Origin of the sequence: Corynebacterium sp., from assembly GCF_043426755.1 — a bacterium.
Classification (GTDB): domain Bacteria; phylum Actinomycetota; class Actinomycetes; order Mycobacteriales; family Mycobacteriaceae; genus Corynebacterium.
Map to the genome: position 1 here is coordinate 54,479 of NZ_JBHWRP010000068.1, position 15,388 is coordinate 69,866.

A 15,388-nucleotide genomic window follows, 5' to 3' on the forward strand; every position below is an offset into this window, starting at 1 on the left:
ATTGAACAACGTTAAACCTAATCTACGAACACGGGGGTTGTCCAGTAGGATGTGGGCCATGCATATTCGCGATCTCCCCGAGCGCAGCCAGGACTACATCAAAACCATTTGGGATATCACCGAGTACTCGGGCGAACCCGCCGCCCTCGGGGAGATCGCTACCCGCCTCGAACAGAAAACGCCCACCGCCTCCGAAGCCATCAAGCGCCTGGGCAACCAAGGCATTGTTCACCACGAGCCCTATTCCGGCATTCGGCTCACCGACAAGGGCACCCAACTAGCCATCCAGATGGTGCGCCGCCACCGCCTCGTCGAAACCTTCCTGGTCACCGTGCTCGGCTACAGCTGGGACGAGGTGCATGACGACGCTGACCTGCTCGAACACTCCATCTCCGACAAGCTGCTCGAGCGCATCGACGCCCACCTGGGCCACCCCACCGTCGACCCACACGGCGACCCCATCCCGCGCGCCGATGGTTCGCTTGTCGACGATGACACCGCCTCGCTTGCAGCCGTCGAACCTGGCACCTACCAGCTGGCACAGGTCAACGATTCAGACCCCGAATTGCTCCGCTACCTTGATGCTCACGGCCTGATCCCGGGCGAGGTGATCGTCGTTAAGCAACCTGCAAGCGTGGGCCTGCTCACCGTGACCACCGAGGCCGGGGACGAGGTCACTCTGGCCGAATCCTCCCTGGGCGCGATCAGGGTCCGCCGATGAGCGAGATGAACCCCGTCTCACCGAAACTGGTGTGGGTGCAGTACCTCTCCAGCGCGATCTGGATTCTGGCGCTGCTGGCCGCGGCCGTCGTGGCCTACGTGCGCTGGGGTGGCTATTGGTGGATCGCGATCGCCGTCGTCGTCGCGCTGGTCGCGTGGTATGCCTGGCTGATTCCCGCGCGCGTGCGCCTGCACCGCTGGCAGGAGACTGGCGACGAGCTCCTGATCACCCGCGGCAAAATGTGGCACACCTTCACCGTGGTGCCCTACGGGCGGATCCAATTCGTTGACGTGAATGCCGGGCCCATCATGCGCGTCTTCGGGCTGAAGAACGTGGTACTGCACACCGCCTCGTCGACATCCGACTCCACCGTGCGCGGCCTACCCGCCGATCAGGCCGATGACCTGCGCCGACGCCTCACCGTGCAAGCGCGAGAGAGGATGAGCGGGCTGTGACCGAGCACGCTTATCGACGAGTCCACCGCCTCACCCCGCTGCTGCGATTCTGGACCGTCATCCTCGCGCTGCTGGCTATCGGGGTCGCCAACCTTAACCAGGCAGTGATCACGCGCCTTTCCGAAGCGGTCCGCGGCGACGACGGCTCCTTCATGCCCCTGCTTCTCGGAGTCGGCGCTTTTCTGGTGGCCTGCGTGGCCATCTTTGTGGTCTCCCAGATCTGGTGGGCCGCCACCGGATTCCGCCTCGACGACGAAGAGGTCCGCCTCAAACGCGGTGTCATCTCCACCCAGCTGCGTACCGCCCGCTATGACCGCATCCAGGCCGTCGACGTGGTCGAACCACTCATTGCCCGCATCTTCGGGCTGGCCGCCGTGCGCATCGAAACCGCCGGCGGCGCCTCCTCGAATATTGAGATCGCCTACCTCCCCCGCGCGGAAGGCGAGGCGCTGCGCCACGAACTGCTGGGCGCAGAACCCGTCGACACGCACGAGCCCGCAACGCCTGATTACATCATCCCGCCTATCCCGATCTGGCGCTCGCTGGTCGGCACAGCCTTTCGCTTTTCGACGATCACCGCTTTTGCGTGGGTGCTGTTTTCCCTGCTTGCTCCCATTCCCTTTGCGACGATAGCACCCCTAGTCGTGGCGCTAGTGCCGCCTGTGTGGGGGATGATCGACAAATCGTGGCGCTTCAACGCGGTGCTGGATTCGGACAATGTACTGCACCTTGCTTATGGGCTGGCGTCTCGTCGTCGGCAAGCGGTGCCGTTGGACCGGATCCACGCGGTGAGGATTTCCCAGCCCGTGCTGTGGCGAATGCTGGGGTGGTGGACCGTGTCCGTCTCCGTGGCCGGCTACGGGCCCGAATCCAACAAGCAGTCCGGGACCACCCGCATCCTGCCGGTGGGCTCGCGCGAACAAGCGATGCTGATTGCCGCACGAGTGGGCGCGCTGACCTGGGACCAGCTCGAAGAGGTGGCCGCACCAGAGGGGGCCACCGCCGCCACCTATCGTTCACCGCGCCGGGCACGGGTGGCTTCGCCGTTGGATGCCCACCGCCAGGCAACGACTCTGGTCGATGGCTGTGTTGTCGTGCATAGTGGGTGGGCCTCTCGCCGTGTGGCTTTCATCGAGGCTTCCCACATTCAGGAGTTGACGCTGCGGCGCGGACCGATCCAAAACCTGGTGGGCTTGGCCACGGTGCGCCTGGACTTGGTGCCCGGGCCGGTCGTCATGGCTGGTCGTGACATGGACCCCGCGGAAGCGCGCGAGCTTGTCGACGTTTTACGCAACCGCGAATTGCCCCAACTAGAAAGACCTATACTGAGCGCATGACCGCGCCACATTGATCGCCGCTTCGGCTAGAAAGGTGGGTGGTCTGGGTCCATCCCGGGTGGGATGGTGACCGGTCGCCTTTTCGGCCCTGGTGTTCGTTTGAGTACCTGGGTGATGTCGTTGAATGTGACCAGCCAGTTGGCCTTTTTGGGACTGAGTGGGCCGGTTGGTTCGTCGACTTCCCAGGTTCCGTCTTTGTAGAGCCAGTAGACCGCACCGGAGTAGCCATCGAGAAGGTATCCGATGCTTCCATCGGTTTTCTTATTGTGGTGGTGTCTGCAGAGGCTGATGAGGTTGTGGGGGCTGGTCGGCCCGCCATCTGCGTGGTCTACCCGGTGGTCTTTGTCGGTGTACATCGCCGGGCGCGTGCATCCGGGGAAGCGGCAGGTTCCGTCCCGCCCCTCGACATAGGCCTTGATGCGGCTGGTGGGGCGGTAGCTGTCGGTGGACTCATCTTGTGCACCGCTGAGGTCACGAACGTGGGTGGCTTCGGCGGCGGCACGGGCGGAGTCGACGCTGTTGAAGTCGCCAAAAGGGGACATCCACACGGGAGCGTCAGCGACATCGCTAGCTTGGTACATGTTGAGGATCAAACTTAATTGCGTGTCCTCGAGGATGAGAAGCGCGTGTGCTGCGGCGAAAGAGATGTTGTTCTCTGTAGCGCACTTGTGGATCAGCGCTTCAATCTTGGCGGTTGTCCACGCATCCCAAGTGGAGCTCACGGTGCAGGTGCCGTTGGCGTTTTCCTCCACCCAGTGGCCTGGTGGGCCGGTTTCGGTTTCTACTTCCTGGCCCTCTTCAGGGGTGACGTTTCGCAGTAGCTCCGTGATTCTCTTCTTTACGGTGCGAACGCTCGGTAGGGATTGGTTGGGGCGGGTCGGGCAGTAGAGGTCGCCCAATAGTTCGTCGACAAGCCCCGGGACCTGCTCAAAATCCCAGAAGGTGTCACAAGTGGTCGTGGTTATGATCTGGCGCAGCGTGTACAGGTCAACGTGGCCGAGTTCGACGACGAGTTCGCGGAAACCGGGCAATACCTCGAGGGTTTCCATAACGAGTAGGTTGTCGCCGATCAGCTTCTTGCCCACTCCGAGCTTCGCGCGGAGGGAAGCGGCGTACTCATCCCAATCGTTTTCTGAAGCTGGTGTAGCGGATGTGAAGTAGATGTCTTCCCACATGGCGAACTCGGCGCGACGAATAGCGGTCTGCTGCCGGGCAAACACATTATCAGAATTCACGCTGAAGTATGCGTTGGCGATGTCGAGTTGAGTGAAAGTTGGCGTGGACATGGTGGTCACCCCCGGTTGCATGTCCGATTATTGTTCCCCGTTCAAAACTTCTATCACCAAGCATAGAACATATGGAACGGTTGTTCTGGGGCGCGAAGATAACAATGCGATAACGAAGCGCAGGCGAAGGGGTGTCGCGCGCCAAATCGCAACCTAGGTCATATATTCGATTAAAGCCCTAGATCCCGCCACCAAAACCAAGCTGCCGCCACGCCTCATACGTCGCCACGGCAGCCGAATTAGACAGGTTCATAGAGCGGCGCCCCGGCAACATCGGGATGCGCAATTCCTGCGTGATGTGCGGGTGGGCCAGGTGGTCGTCGGGAAGCCCTGTGGGCTCGGTCCCGAACAAGAGAGCATCGCCCGGCTGAAACTCAACAGAGGTATAAAAGGTCGAGGCGGTCGTCGTAAAGGCGAAAATGCGCGAGTCCGGGAGGGCAGCGAAGCAGGCGTCGATATCGGGGTGGACGACCACGTGGGCCAGGTCGTGATAGTCCAGGCCAGAGCGGCGCAGATGCTTATCATCCAGGGAAAACCCCAAGGGCTCAACAAGGTGCAAAGTGGCACCCGTGCCCGCGCACATGCGGATCGCATTGCCGGTATTGGGAGGAATGACAGGATTATCGAAGATGACATGCAGTTCTGACACGCGGTTCAGTCTAGGATAGGGGGCGTGACTGCATTGAAATTGGACGGAAAACTCTACCGCGATGAGATCTTCGCGGACCTCAAAGAACGCGTCGCGGCGCTGCGCGACAAGGGCATCACCCCCGGTCTGGCGACAGTGCTGGTCGGCGAGGACCCTGCCAGCCAGAACTACGTGCGCATGAAGCACCAGGACTGCGAGAAGCTGGGCATTCATTCGGTCCAGAAGCAGCTGCCGGAGGACGCGACGCAGGAAGAGGTCGAGGCGCTTATCGACGAGCTCAACGCGGACGATTCGGTGACGGGTTATATCGTGCAACTTCCACTGCCGAAGCATATCGACGAAAACGCCATCCTTGAGCGCATCGATCCAGACAAGGATGCTGACGGCCTACACCCCGTGAACCTGGGCAAACTGGTGCTCAACGAGCCTGCTCCGCTGCCCTGCACCCCGAACGGTGCGATCCACCTGCTGAAGCGTTTCGGCGTGGAATTAAACGGGGCGAAGGTCGTCGTGATTGGCCGCGGCGTTACCGTGGGCCGGCCGATCGGGCTGATCCTCACGCGTCGCAGCGAAAATTCCACCGTTACCCTGTGCCACACCGGCACCAAGGACCTGAAGGCGGAGACCACCAGCGCGGACGTGATCATCGCCGCCGCCGGCGTCCCCCACATGCTCACCGCGGACATGGTGAAGCCGGGCGCGGCAGTGTTGGACGTGGGTGTCTCGCGTGTCGACGGAAAAACCACCGGCGATGTCCACCCCGACGTATGGGATGTCGCTGGCGCAGTATCGCCCAACCCAGGCGGCGTTGGCCCCTTGACTCGCGCGTTCTTGGTACGCAACGTAGTCGAACGGGCTGAGCACAATGCAGTCTCTGGCTAACCCGCACGACCTCAAACAGAAACCATCGCGCCTGCCCCCCTGGGTGCAGTACCTGGGCATCGCGCTGTTCGTCGTCGGGCTGGTGCTCGCGTCGGTGTGGGCGCTGACGGAGCACTGGCGCCGCGCCTCGTTCACCATGGGCGTTTCGATGCTCTGGCTAACAGTGCTGCGGCTTACCTGCGATTCCCGCAAAATCGGCCTCGTCGCTGTGCGTTCCCGCAGGTTCGACTCCCTTTTCACCACCGCGCTCGGCGCCGCCATGGTGTGGCTATCCGTATCGGTGGACTCGCTGGGCAGCTAAATATTGAACAGGCCGTGCTTCTTCGCCAGCTCATCCGGCGAGGGCACCTGCTGCGTCAGGGTGAGGAAGTTGCGCAGGATCCGGTCCATCTGACGCGTTTCGACGAGGAATGCGTCATGCCCGACCGGCGACACAATCTTCGCCATCGCCAACAAATTACCGATGTTGCGCGAGAGGTGTTCCTGCTGGTGGTACGGGTACAAAATGTCCGTATCCACACCCACGATCATGGTGGGCACCATCGAACTAGCCAATGCCTTATTCAGACCCCCGCGGCCGCGCCCAATATCGTGGCGGTTCAGCGAATCAGTCAAGGTGACATAGGAGCCGGCGTCAAAACGCTCCACCAGCTTGTCGCCCTGGTGGTCCAAGTAACTCTGCACGGCAAAGCGCTGCTGATCGTCGCGGAACGGGCCCAGCGGATTTTCCCCGGCCTGGGGCATGGTGCCGAAGCGTTCGTCGATTTCCTGCTCGCCGCGGTAGGTCAGGTGCGCTATACGACGAGCGGCCGCCAACCCCGCCTGCGGGGAAGCGTCGGTGGAGTAGTAGTCGCCCCCATGCCAGTCCGGGTCGCGCACAATCGCGGAAATCTGGGCGGTCTGGATGCCGATCTGCCACGCACTCGCACGAGCCGACACCGCAATCACGCACGCGTAGCACACAGTTTCTGGGAACAGAACGCTCCACTCCAGCGTGCGCGCACCACCCATCGACCCGCCCAGCACCGCGTGAACGCGGTGAATGCCGAGTGCGGCCAAGAAGTTGTACTCGGCGTGCACCTGGTCGCGGATCGAGATAGCAGGGAAGCGTGAACCCCAGGCCTGCCCATCCGGGTGCGGGCTGGAGGGGCCCGTGGAGCCGGCGCATCCGCCCAGCACGTTGGTGCAGATCACGCACCACTGGTCTGTGTCGAGCGCCATTCCGGGGCCGATCAGCCCTTCCCACCACGTGGCGGCATCGGAATCACCGGTGAGGGCGTGCTCCACCAAGAGCACGTTGTTCTTGCCCTGCGGATCCCCGCGGAACTCGCCCCACCGCTGGTAGGCGATGGTGGCGTCAGCGATGATTACGTCCGTCTCGGTGGTGAAGTCGCCAATGGGTTGATGGGCCACAACACCTTCGGCAGGCAGAGCAATCACGTCGCGTGTTCCTTTCTAAACGGCGGCAAAACCGCGCTCTAAGTCGGCGAGAATATCGTCGATATCCTCAATACCCACAGACAAGCGCACCGTGGCCTGGGAAATTCCTGCGCGCTTCAGCCCCGCCTCGTCGGACTGGGAGTGCGTGGTGGACGCGGGGTGCACCACAAGCGAGCGGACATCACCAATATTGGCCAGGTTCGAATGAAGCGAGAGCGCATCGATGAACTTCCACGCGTTCGTGCGGTCATTCTGATCGCCAGTGATAGTAAACGACAATACCGAGCCGGTGTACTTGTATCCCAACCGCTCCTTGGTCTCGTACCACGGCGAAGATTCCAGGCCGGCAAAATTCACCGACTCCACCTTCTCGTGGCCCGCCAGGTACTCGGCCACCTTCTGTGCATTCTCGTTGTGCTTATCGACGCGCAGACCCAGCGTGTCCAGACCCTGCAAGGTCAACCAGGCGTTGAACGGGGAGATGGTGCCACCGGTATCGCGGATCACGCCAGCACGCGCCTTCAACGCAAAAGCAGGTGCACCAAGGTCGGCGTACTTCAAGCCGTGGTACGCAGGATCAGGGTTGACGAAGTAGGGGAAGACGGGCTCGCCGTCGCGCTCGACGGTCCAGTCAAACTTGCCGCCGTCGATGAGGATGCCGCCCATCGCTGCGCCGTTGCCGGTGTAGAACTTGGTCAGGGACGCCACGACGATGTCCGCGCCCAGCTCAATCGGACGAGCCAGGGCAGCGGTGGCCATCGTGTTATCGACGATCAGCGGAACGCTATTGCGGTGCGCCACCTCAGCCACGGCGGGAATGTCCAGCACGTCAGCGATCGGGTTACCGAAAGTCTCGCCATAAAAGGCCTTCGTGTTGGGCTGCACTGCGGCCTGCCAGGACTCAGGGTCATCAGGATTATCGACGAAAGTCACGTCAATGCCGAGGCGCTGCAAAGTGACCTGGAACAGGGTTTCCGTGCCGCCGTAGAGACGCGGGGAGGTCACGATGTGATCGCCAGCAGACGCCAGGTTGATAATCGCCGCGGTCTCCGCTGCCTGGCCAGAAGAAAAGGCCACGGCACCCACGCCGCCCTCAAGGGTGGCCAGACGATCTTCCAGGGCGGTCGTCGTCGGGTTGTTCAGGCGAGTATAAATCGGGCCCGCATCCGACAGGTTGAAGCGGTTCTCCGCGTGCTGCGCGTCGTCGAACACGTAGGAGGTGGTCATGTAAATCGGCTGGTTGCGCGCGCCGTACTCAGGATCGAGCTGCTGGCCAGCGTGAATGGCCTGGGTGGCAAAAGACCACTCGGATGCGTTGGAATTATCGTACTTAGGCATGAGCCCTCCTCGGTTTCATCGTTCTTGCTGACAAAAGTGTAGAAACTTTGCGCGTAACGACGAAACCTTGCGCACAATCAGCGCAGGTAGGTCCATGAATCTAATTAGACCAAGCTGTCTTATTTAAGCGTCCACAGTGGTCCCCAGCGGGAGGCGCTCATAGCCAGGCACCTTGAGGTTCTTGTACACGTTGTCGTACAGGGTGCGGCCCTTGTCGGAAAGCACCTCGTCGTGAATCGGGTAGGTAGCCTGCGCGCCGATCTTCTTTGCCCACTCGGCCGCGTACTCGCCCTTCACCCACGGGCACGCAATCGGCATCAGCAGGGTACGCACGCCGTCAATCTCCATGAACTCGTCGCCCGGGTGCAGAATACCGTCGGTGAAATAGCCAATATTTTCCGGCCGCGGCAGGTCTGGGTGGATCACCTCGTGAATCTCACCCACGCACTGGATCTCTTGTCCGAGCACGGCGATCGTGTCGCCGGACTTTACGACGACACCCGTTCCCAACTCATCAATCACAGCCTGCGGCCCCCACACGGGAAGTCCAGAGTTCTTGATGCGCTCGGTGTCGCAGTGGTCCGGGTGAATGTGGGTGATCAGGATGGCCTGGGCCTCGTCGAGGCGTGGATCGTCAGTGAGGTTGCCGGGGTCAATCACGATGCGACCCTCGGGCGCCTCAAGAGCAACAGTGGAATGTCCAAGTAGTGTTAGTTTCATAGGCCCCAGCGTAGTAGCTCACGACGAATGCGTCGGGCCGATATATTTTTCAGGAGGAGTCAGGCTCTCGACGGCTGCAGTAATCAGATCGTCAGTATATTCGCCGAGGTTCATCCGACGGTGCAAAAGAAGTCCCTCGTATAGTGCATCGATGATGTACACAGAGTCCTGCGTGAAATAGCGCAACATGATGTCGCGGGATGCCCTGGTCCACCTGTCTAGGAGTAGACGGAACCGAGGACGCCGTAGAGAAATGGTGTACAGCTCACTTCCCACCACCATGTCGAGGCGCGAACGGGCCGGAGCAGAAAGTAGCTGCACCACGGCCTCGCGAGCGGACTGAAGATCGTGGACATCCTCGAAGTATGAATTGAACCGTTCAACGGTGTCATCGGTGTACTGGTTCATGGCGTCAATTAGTAACGCCTCCCGGTTGGGGAAGTGGTGCGTGATCGCGCCTACGGACAGGCCTGCGTTAAGCGCGACACGTCGCATCGTTGTGCCCTCGAGGCCCTCCCGGGCAATGGTGTCCAAGGTGGCACGAATGATTTTCTCGCGGGCAGAGGGCGCTGGGGACTCCGGTGTGTCGGACATAGAGCCGACAGTAGTCTTCAGCCCCTTCGTTAGGCAGTCTCTGGTTGCTTCTTTTTCGTGAAAATTTTGTACAGGCCGTACAGTGCGACAATGGCCCAGACCAGCTCAGTCACGAACAAGCCGGGGTTGAAGGGGGATATTGCGGTGTACACAAAACCAACAGCGCCGAGGAAGTTGAGTCCTTGGTAGATCGGCGAATCGGATTTGAGTACCTCGAAGTTCAACAGGCCGTAGGCGATCACAAAGCAGACGCCGGCAATAAGCCCAATTTCTGTAGAAAATGTGAGAGATTCCATGATGTTTTCCGTTCTGAAAAGTGGGGGTGGGGCAGGCTAAGCAGTGGGCGTAGGGGTGGTCTTTTCCCGTGCCTTCTTGCGTCTGACGTAAATCTTGATGATTCCGTACAGGCCCAGCAGGCTCCAGATCAATTCAGTGAGGAAAACACCCAGGTTGAGCGGGTTCATCGCAGACAGGGTGAGGAATGCTGCGCCGAGGAAGTTAAGGATTTGGTAGGGGTAATCGTCGATAGTCCACTTGCCCAGATTGAGCATGGCAAAGGCAAAGAGGAGAGCGACGGATGCTATGAGACCAAAAATGACCATTGCGGACATGTGGTTCTCCTTTTCGATTGTGGGTAGCTAGATGCAGTGAGTGATGTCGCCTCTCCGGATGCGTGGACAGACCCAAAAGGTCTGACCAATTCATTCACTATCGGAAAATTTAATATGTGGTGTGCCTTTGGTCTATTTAACGACCATTGCCGTACAAAACGCTTGTTTTGCCTGCAGGTCACGGCGTTGGGGCGGAACCGAACAGTTGTTTCTTTATGCGGTTTTGCTTATCGCCGTTATCGTCGGGTATGAACTCGAAACGACGTTCTCCGGCTGTCGCACCGAGTGACATTCACAGTGACATTCACACTGCTACTTGGAGGACACCATGTCATCACCCCATGACGTAGTGGATAACGACGTGCATGATGTCAACGAACACGTCCCGCCTGGACGGAAACGTGCACCATTTTTCCGCTACATTCGAATCAATCTGCCACGCCTGACGAAAGCCGTCATCCTGCTCATCATCGCGTGGATCGCGTTCACATCATTTGTCATCGCACGTACCGACTTCGAAATTTTTGCAGGAAGCGACATCGCCCTGTACCTAGTCTCCGCGCTCGCGGCCATTTTCTGCGTCGTCGGGTTGCTCACCAAGGCCCGGATCTGGGACTTCGGAATGTTGCCTGCCCTTGCAGCCATCGTTGCCTACATCGGCGGCCTCTTCGGCACCGCACCCTACGTGTGGAACGGCGCCGGAATCTACACCGCAGCGGCCTGGAACACCATGTTCTTTGCCGGCATCGCGTACGTAATCATTCGCTGGGCACTGGGCTACGGCGTGCTCGTTGCCTACCCTGACGACCAAGGATTTGGGGACTAAACATGTTGATGGAATATCCCGTGTGGCTCCGTATTGAGCACTTCGTCAATATCCTGTTCATTTTTCTTTTTATTCGCTCTGGAATCGAAATCCTGGGCACCTTCCCGAAACTGCACCGCTCCATCCACACCCCGATAGGCGGACAGTGGGCACAGTTCACAATCAAGCGCAAGCGCCGGAAGAAGTACTTCCCAGCTGCGGGTGAATATGACGACTACCACCCCGTCGTCTCCCTGCCTGGCCATGGTGACCTGGGGCAGGGCCGCTACTGGCACTTCATTTCCGTGGTGCTGTGGGTAACCCTCATGGTGATCTACTGGGTACTGCTGCTGGCCACCGGCCAGTGGCGCCGTTACTGGCCCGAAGACTGGTCCGTGTTCGGCCAAGCCTGGAATGATTTGGTCAGCTACCTCGCATTCCAGATCCCGCCCGCGATGGACGGCTATCCCTTCAACGCAATCCAGCAGCTCTCCTACGGCTTTGTCGTGGTGATCCTGCCCCTGTTCATGATGATCACGGGTGCGTTCCAGTCGCCCGCAATCAACAACCGCTTCCCGCGGATTTCGCGCGCGATGGGTGGGCGCCAAGTGATCCGCACCCTGCACTTCTGGGGCCTCGTCGCATACTTGGTGTTCGTGGTGATCCACGTAGCCATGGTCATCGCTCACGGCTACGGCCACGAAGTATCCAAGATGGTCTTCGGGCATGCCGACCAGCCCATTGCTGGTGGCGTCATCTTCACCATCGGCCTGATTTTCATCGTGATCTTCCACGTGTGGGCTACCAAGACGTCCACGAATAACCCGCGACTGATCGAGAAGATCCACAACGCCGTCGTTCGCCCACTAACGCGCGCTTTAAGACGCATGCCTGCCCAAACCACCACCTACACCGATAAAGAGGTCACCCCTCACGGTGAGCACCGCGCATCAGGAATGCCACCAAGCACCGAGGCGTACATGGCCATGGTGTGTAACGATTACGACGAAGATTACATCCTCGAGATTGGCGGCTTCGTCGAAAAGCCAATGCGCTTTACGCTGCCGCAGTTGCGTGAGATTGCAGCCGGGTACTCGCAGAACACGGTGCACCACTGTGTCCAGGGCTTCTCGTCGGTCGGCGCCTGGGATGGTGTGCCGCTGCACGTCTTGCTCGACTTGGTCAAGCCGCTCGACGGCGCCTCGGACGTTGTAGTGCACTCCTTCCAGAACATGACGCGTGACGACGATATCTACACCGGCTCCTACTACTACGAATCCATGCCCATGCTGGAGGCCCGCCAACCCCAGTCACTCATCGCCATCGGTTACGGGGGCGACGAGATCCCAATTAAGAATGGTGCCCCCATGCGCCTGCGCCTAGAAATCTCCACAGGTTTCCGCTCCGCAAAGTGGCTCGACCGCATCGAAGTGGTCAATCGATTCGACATCATCGGCAACGGCAATGGCGGCTTCTTCGAAGACACCGACAGCTACGACCGCCTGCAGACGCTCTAAGGAGGACACCATGAATGGCGCACAATACGAAGATTTGATGCTTGCCGACGAGCACATCGCCCGCGTCCGTGACTACCTGCGGGCCATCGACTTCCATCTCGAAGGGGCCACCCCGGATGACTTTGAGATCAACCGCCGAGCCCGCTACCTGGGCTACATGTTCCAGGAAGAGGATCTTGAATCCTACGGCGTTGGTTTGAAATGCACCAAGCCGGGGATGGAGGGGCACAACACCTTCATTCGAATGAGCCGCGGCCAGCTCCTCGGTGAAGAAAACCCGAAGATCCTCCCCGTCAACCGGCCCGTGCTCGCGGCCGAGGCGATGACGCTCAACCGCTTCTACGACACCCCAGCAGGCCCTACCCGCACTGGCGTGGACACCTTCGCCAACGACGAAGGCCTGCCCGGGGGTGACATGGACCTCACCATGCTGGAACACCAGTTGGCAGACATCATCGCCTTCCATAATGGACAGCCCGTCCCCGGTGACCAAGAGATCCTCGACCTCAAAATCTTCTGGGGCTCACTCCTAGCGGGGCGCTACCCGCGGCTGAAGAACTACCAGAAGGAGGGCGCGCTCTCGCCGTCCCAGGAGGAGCGACTGCAGCGCTTCGAATCCGAGGTCAACGCCGTGCGCGATATCTTGGAGGCGTTGGAGTTGCCGACGCTGGAGACCCTGAAGTCAGTCCCCAAAGTCAACGGTTAAGCACCGGCGGCCTCAACAATCACGTCGAGCGCGCGGGCGAGGGTCTCGTCGTCAAGATGCCCAAACCCGATCACCGCGCCCTCCGCGGCCTGGGCGCCGCCCCAATAATCGCGTAGTGGCGTGAGCTCCACGCCGAGGCCGTGGGCGCGGTCGATGACTACGTCAGAACAGTGGATCACCGCGTGCAAACCGCCAACGATCGGAATGAGCTTCAGCCCGGGCACCTCGCTGAGACGCTGGGTTACCACGTTGCGGCGCCGCTTATAAGCCCGGCGGATCGCCCCAGTGTGGCGGCGCGCATCGCCACTGGCCAGATAATGGGCCAGCGCAGCCTGCGTGATCGCGCTGACGGGTTGGCCGAAAATGGTACGCATCGTCGTCACGCGCTCAACGAGCCGGCCCGGGACAACAAGGTAGCCGCACGACAGGGCAGGGGAGAGCACCGAGGAAAACGTGCCCAACAACACCGCGCTGTCCGGGGCGAGGGCAGAAAGCGCGGGCAGCGGCTGGCCGACGTAGCGCAGCTCAGAATCAAAATCATCTTCGATGATCAGTGCGCCTTCACGACGAGCCCACTGGACAAGCTGCGTGCGTCGTTTTGCGTGCATACTGCCGCCAGAAGGGTACTGGTGGCTGGGCGTGACGATGACCACATCCAGCTGCGAGTTCGGCTCCGTCATCCCCGATGCGTCCACGGGGACCTCGACAAGTGTGTGCCCCAACGCGCGCGGCACCTTGCGCAAGCTGGGATAACCAGGTGACTCCACGCCGATCCTCAAACCCTGCCCCAATGCCTGCAGCAGCACGCCGAGACCCTCGCGGGCACCTGCAGTGACCACGATGCGCGCCGGGTCCACCACCACACCACGCATGTGACGTAGGTGAGAGGCGATCTCCGCGCGCAGATCCACACTGCCCGACGCCGGCGTCGGCTCCTGCGGGACCGCGGCAGCCTCCCTCCACGCAGCGCGCCAGGCCGGGGTGATCAAACCTGTGATATCGGGCGCACCGGGGGTCAGGCGGATCATCTTTTCTGGCGATGGAGGGGCGGTGGCAGCACGGGTGCTTGACGACGAGGCGGGGTGCAAAGTTGCCAGATCCGGGTTAATGCGCGTGCCCGAACCAGTCTCCGCGACGAGGTAACCCTCCGCGATGAGCTGGTCATATGCCGTGACCACCGTGCCGCGCGAACAACCCAGGCGAGCAGCTAGGGCGCGTGTTGATTCCACCGGGTCGCCGGGTTGGAGGACACCGTGGGCGATGCGGTCGCGGATGTCGGCGGCGATGCGGCGGGGAATATTCATAGCGTTCATCCTAAAGTGGCCCAATCCAACACGCGTCAAGTGGCTCTTGTTTCGGACCACTCGGATGGGCTTTGATGGAACCCATGACTGAATTGACACCTTTTGAAGCAGCAACACCCGTCAAGCGCGGAGTCGCCGACCACCTCATCGACGGCGTGATCATGGACGTGGTCACCCCCGAGCAGGCAAAAATCGCAGAGGATTCCGGCGCTTCTGCCGTGATGGCACTTGAGCGCGTGCCCGCCGATATCCGCGCCCAAGGCGGAGTGGCCCGCATGTCGGACCCAGACCTCATCGACGGGATCATTGACGCCGTCTCCATTCCCGTCATGGCGAAGGCCCGCATCGGCCACTTCGTGGAAGCACAAATTCTGGCGGAGCTTGGTGTCGACTTCATCGACGAATCCGAAGTGCTCTCCCCAGCCGACTACACCCACCACATCAACAAGTGGGACTTTGACCTGCCATTCGTCTGCGGTGCCACCAACCTTGGCGAAGCTTTGCGACGCATCACCGAAGGCGCAGCAATGATCCGTTCCAAGGGTGAGGCTGGCACCGGCGATGTCTCCGAAGCCGTCAAGCACCTGCGCACCATCAACGCAGAAATCGCGCGGTTGAAGAACCTGGACCGCGACGAGCTCTATGTCGCCGCCAAGGAACTGCAGGCACCCTACGACCTAGTCCGCGAAGTCGCTGAGACCGGACAGCTGCCCGTCGCCATGTTCGTCGCCGGAGGCGTATCCACCCCGGCCGATGCTGCGCTCGTGCGCCAGATGGGCGCCCAGGGCGTGTTCGTCGGCTCCGGCATCTTCAAGTCAGGCAACCCAGAAGCGCGCGCAGCAGCCATCGTGAAGGCTGCCACGCACTACGACGACCCATCTGTCCTGGCCGAAGTCTCTCGCGGACTAGGCGAAGCGATGGTGGGCATCAACGTTGCTGACCTGCCGGCACCGCACCGCCTCGCTGAACGCGGCTGGTAAAAGAAAACAGGGGCTACAGACACCGAAACGCCCGCTCCTGATA

18 protein-coding genes are annotated in these 15,388 nt (G+C 60.7%); 9 read left to right on the forward strand and 9 right to left on the reverse strand.

The annotated features are described in order from the left end of the window. Positions 1 to 58 precede the first annotated feature (58 nt). From ACHFGA_RS06555 to ACHFGA_RS06565, 3 genes are read left to right on the forward strand one after another with little or no spacing between them, the layout of a single operon-like run. Positions 59 to 721 (forward strand): metal-dependent transcriptional regulator, encoded by a 663-nt coding sequence (locus ACHFGA_RS06555; protein ID WP_394281607.1) that lies wholly within the window; start codon positions 59 to 61, stop codon positions 719 to 721. A 5-nt stretch (positions 722 to 726) separates the two neighbouring features. Continuing rightward, positions 727 to 1,176, forward strand: coding sequence for a PH domain-containing protein (locus ACHFGA_RS06560; protein WP_394281645.1), 450 nt, complete (start codon positions 727 to 729; stop codon positions 1,174 to 1,176). Further along, the gene (locus ACHFGA_RS06565; RefSeq protein ID WP_394281608.1) at positions 1,173 to 2,513 is read left to right on the forward strand and encodes a PH domain-containing protein; all 1,341 of its coding nucleotides are present in this window, start codon (positions 1,173 to 1,175) and stop codon (positions 2,511 to 2,513) included. The genes ACHFGA_RS06560 and ACHFGA_RS06565 overlap by 4 nt, the downstream gene beginning before the upstream one ends. A gap of 26 nt (positions 2,514 to 2,539) precedes the next feature. Here ACHFGA_RS06565 and ACHFGA_RS06570 read toward each other — a convergent pair whose 3' ends face one another. Together ACHFGA_RS06570 and ACHFGA_RS06575 are read right to left on the reverse strand one after the other, a co-directional pair. After that, complete coding sequence (locus ACHFGA_RS06570; RefSeq protein ID WP_394281609.1) at positions 2,540 to 3,799, reverse strand: HNH endonuclease signature motif containing protein; 1,260 nt, start codon at positions 3,797 to 3,799, stop codon at positions 2,540 to 2,542. Between the two features lie 178 nt (positions 3,800 to 3,977). After that, entirely contained in the window at positions 3,978 to 4,448 is a 471-nt protein-coding gene (locus ACHFGA_RS06575) for a tRNA (cytidine(34)-2'-O)-methyltransferase (protein WP_394281610.1), read from the reverse strand. Between the two features lie 24 nt (positions 4,449 to 4,472). On the opposite strand from ACHFGA_RS06575, the gene ACHFGA_RS06580 reads away from it, so the two are divergent. After that, positions 4,473 to 5,330, forward strand: coding sequence for a bifunctional methylenetetrahydrofolate dehydrogenase/methenyltetrahydrofolate cyclohydrolase (locus ACHFGA_RS06580; RefSeq protein ID WP_394281611.1), 858 nt, complete (start codon positions 4,473 to 4,475; stop codon positions 5,328 to 5,330). Next, positions 5,314 to 5,631 carry a DUF3017 domain-containing protein gene (locus ACHFGA_RS06585; protein WP_394281612.1) on the forward strand — a complete coding sequence of 106 codons (318 nt, stop codon included), beginning with the start codon at positions 5,314 to 5,316 and terminating at the stop codon, positions 5,629 to 5,631. The genes ACHFGA_RS06580 and ACHFGA_RS06585 overlap by 17 nt, the downstream gene beginning before the upstream one ends. On the opposite strand, the gene ACHFGA_RS06590 is transcribed toward ACHFGA_RS06585, so the two are convergent. The 6 genes from ACHFGA_RS06590 to ACHFGA_RS06615 form a co-directional block, all read right to left on the reverse strand. Then, positions 5,628 to 6,770 carry a homoserine O-acetyltransferase gene (locus tag ACHFGA_RS06590; RefSeq protein ID WP_394281613.1) on the reverse strand — a complete coding sequence of 381 codons (1,143 nt, stop codon included), beginning with the start codon at positions 6,768 to 6,770 and terminating at the stop codon, positions 5,628 to 5,630. The genes ACHFGA_RS06585 and ACHFGA_RS06590 overlap by 4 nt on opposite strands. 15 nt (positions 6,771 to 6,785) lie before the next feature. Continuing rightward, a complete protein-coding gene (locus ACHFGA_RS06595; RefSeq protein ID WP_394281614.1) occupies positions 6,786 to 8,108 on the reverse strand; it encodes an O-acetylhomoserine/O-acetylserine sulfhydrylase in 1,323 nt (440 codons plus the stop codon). A 123-nt stretch (positions 8,109 to 8,231) separates the two neighbouring features. Next, entirely contained in the window at positions 8,232 to 8,828 is a 597-nt protein-coding gene (locus tag ACHFGA_RS06600; RefSeq protein WP_394281615.1) for an MBL fold metallo-hydrolase, read from the reverse strand. Positions 8,829 to 8,846: 18 nt separating this feature from the next. Continuing rightward, the gene (locus tag ACHFGA_RS06605; protein WP_394281616.1) at positions 8,847 to 9,422 is read right to left on the reverse strand and encodes a TetR/AcrR family transcriptional regulator; all 576 of its coding nucleotides are present in this window, start codon (positions 9,420 to 9,422) and stop codon (positions 8,847 to 8,849) included. Positions 9,423 to 9,451: 29 nt separating this feature from the next. After that, positions 9,452 to 9,718: a hypothetical protein gene (locus tag ACHFGA_RS06610; RefSeq protein WP_018582576.1), complete on the reverse strand. Its 267-nt coding sequence runs from the start codon at positions 9,716 to 9,718 to the stop codon at positions 9,452 to 9,454. A 36-nt stretch (positions 9,719 to 9,754) separates the two neighbouring features. Further along, positions 9,755 to 10,033, reverse strand: a complete 279-nt coding sequence (locus ACHFGA_RS06615) for a transporter (RefSeq protein ID WP_394281617.1) — start codon at positions 10,031 to 10,033, stop codon at positions 9,755 to 9,757. Between the two features lie 328 nt (positions 10,034 to 10,361). On the opposite strand from ACHFGA_RS06615, the gene ACHFGA_RS06620 reads away from it, so the two are divergent. Genes ACHFGA_RS06620 through ACHFGA_RS06630 form a run of 3 tightly spaced genes read left to right on the forward strand, consistent with a single transcriptional unit; the run spans position 10,362 to position 13,061 of the window. Continuing rightward, complete coding sequence (locus tag ACHFGA_RS06620; RefSeq protein WP_394281618.1) at positions 10,362 to 10,859, forward strand: hypothetical protein; 498 nt, start codon at positions 10,362 to 10,364, stop codon at positions 10,857 to 10,859. Positions 10,860 to 10,861: 2 nt separating this feature from the next. Next, positions 10,862 to 12,355: a molybdopterin-dependent oxidoreductase gene (locus ACHFGA_RS06625; RefSeq protein ID WP_394281619.1), complete on the forward strand. Its 1,494-nt coding sequence runs from the start codon at positions 10,862 to 10,864 to the stop codon at positions 12,353 to 12,355. Positions 12,356 to 12,365: 10 nt separating this feature from the next. Beyond that, a complete protein-coding gene (locus ACHFGA_RS06630; protein WP_394281620.1) occupies positions 12,366 to 13,061 on the forward strand; it encodes a hypothetical protein in 696 nt (231 codons plus the stop codon). Here the strand turns inward: ACHFGA_RS06630 and ACHFGA_RS06635 are convergent. Beyond that, a complete protein-coding gene (locus tag ACHFGA_RS06635; protein WP_394281621.1) occupies positions 13,058 to 14,365 on the reverse strand; it encodes a PLP-dependent aminotransferase family protein in 1,308 nt (435 codons plus the stop codon). The genes ACHFGA_RS06630 and ACHFGA_RS06635 overlap by 4 nt on opposite strands. Positions 14,366 to 14,439: 74 nt before the next feature. Here ACHFGA_RS06635 and pdxS point away from each other — a divergent pair, with 74 nt between their 5' ends. After that, positions 14,440 to 15,345, forward strand: coding sequence for a pyridoxal 5'-phosphate synthase lyase subunit PdxS (gene pdxS, locus ACHFGA_RS06640; protein ID WP_394281622.1), 906 nt, complete (start codon positions 14,440 to 14,442; stop codon positions 15,343 to 15,345). Positions 15,346 to 15,388 lie beyond the last annotated feature (43 nt).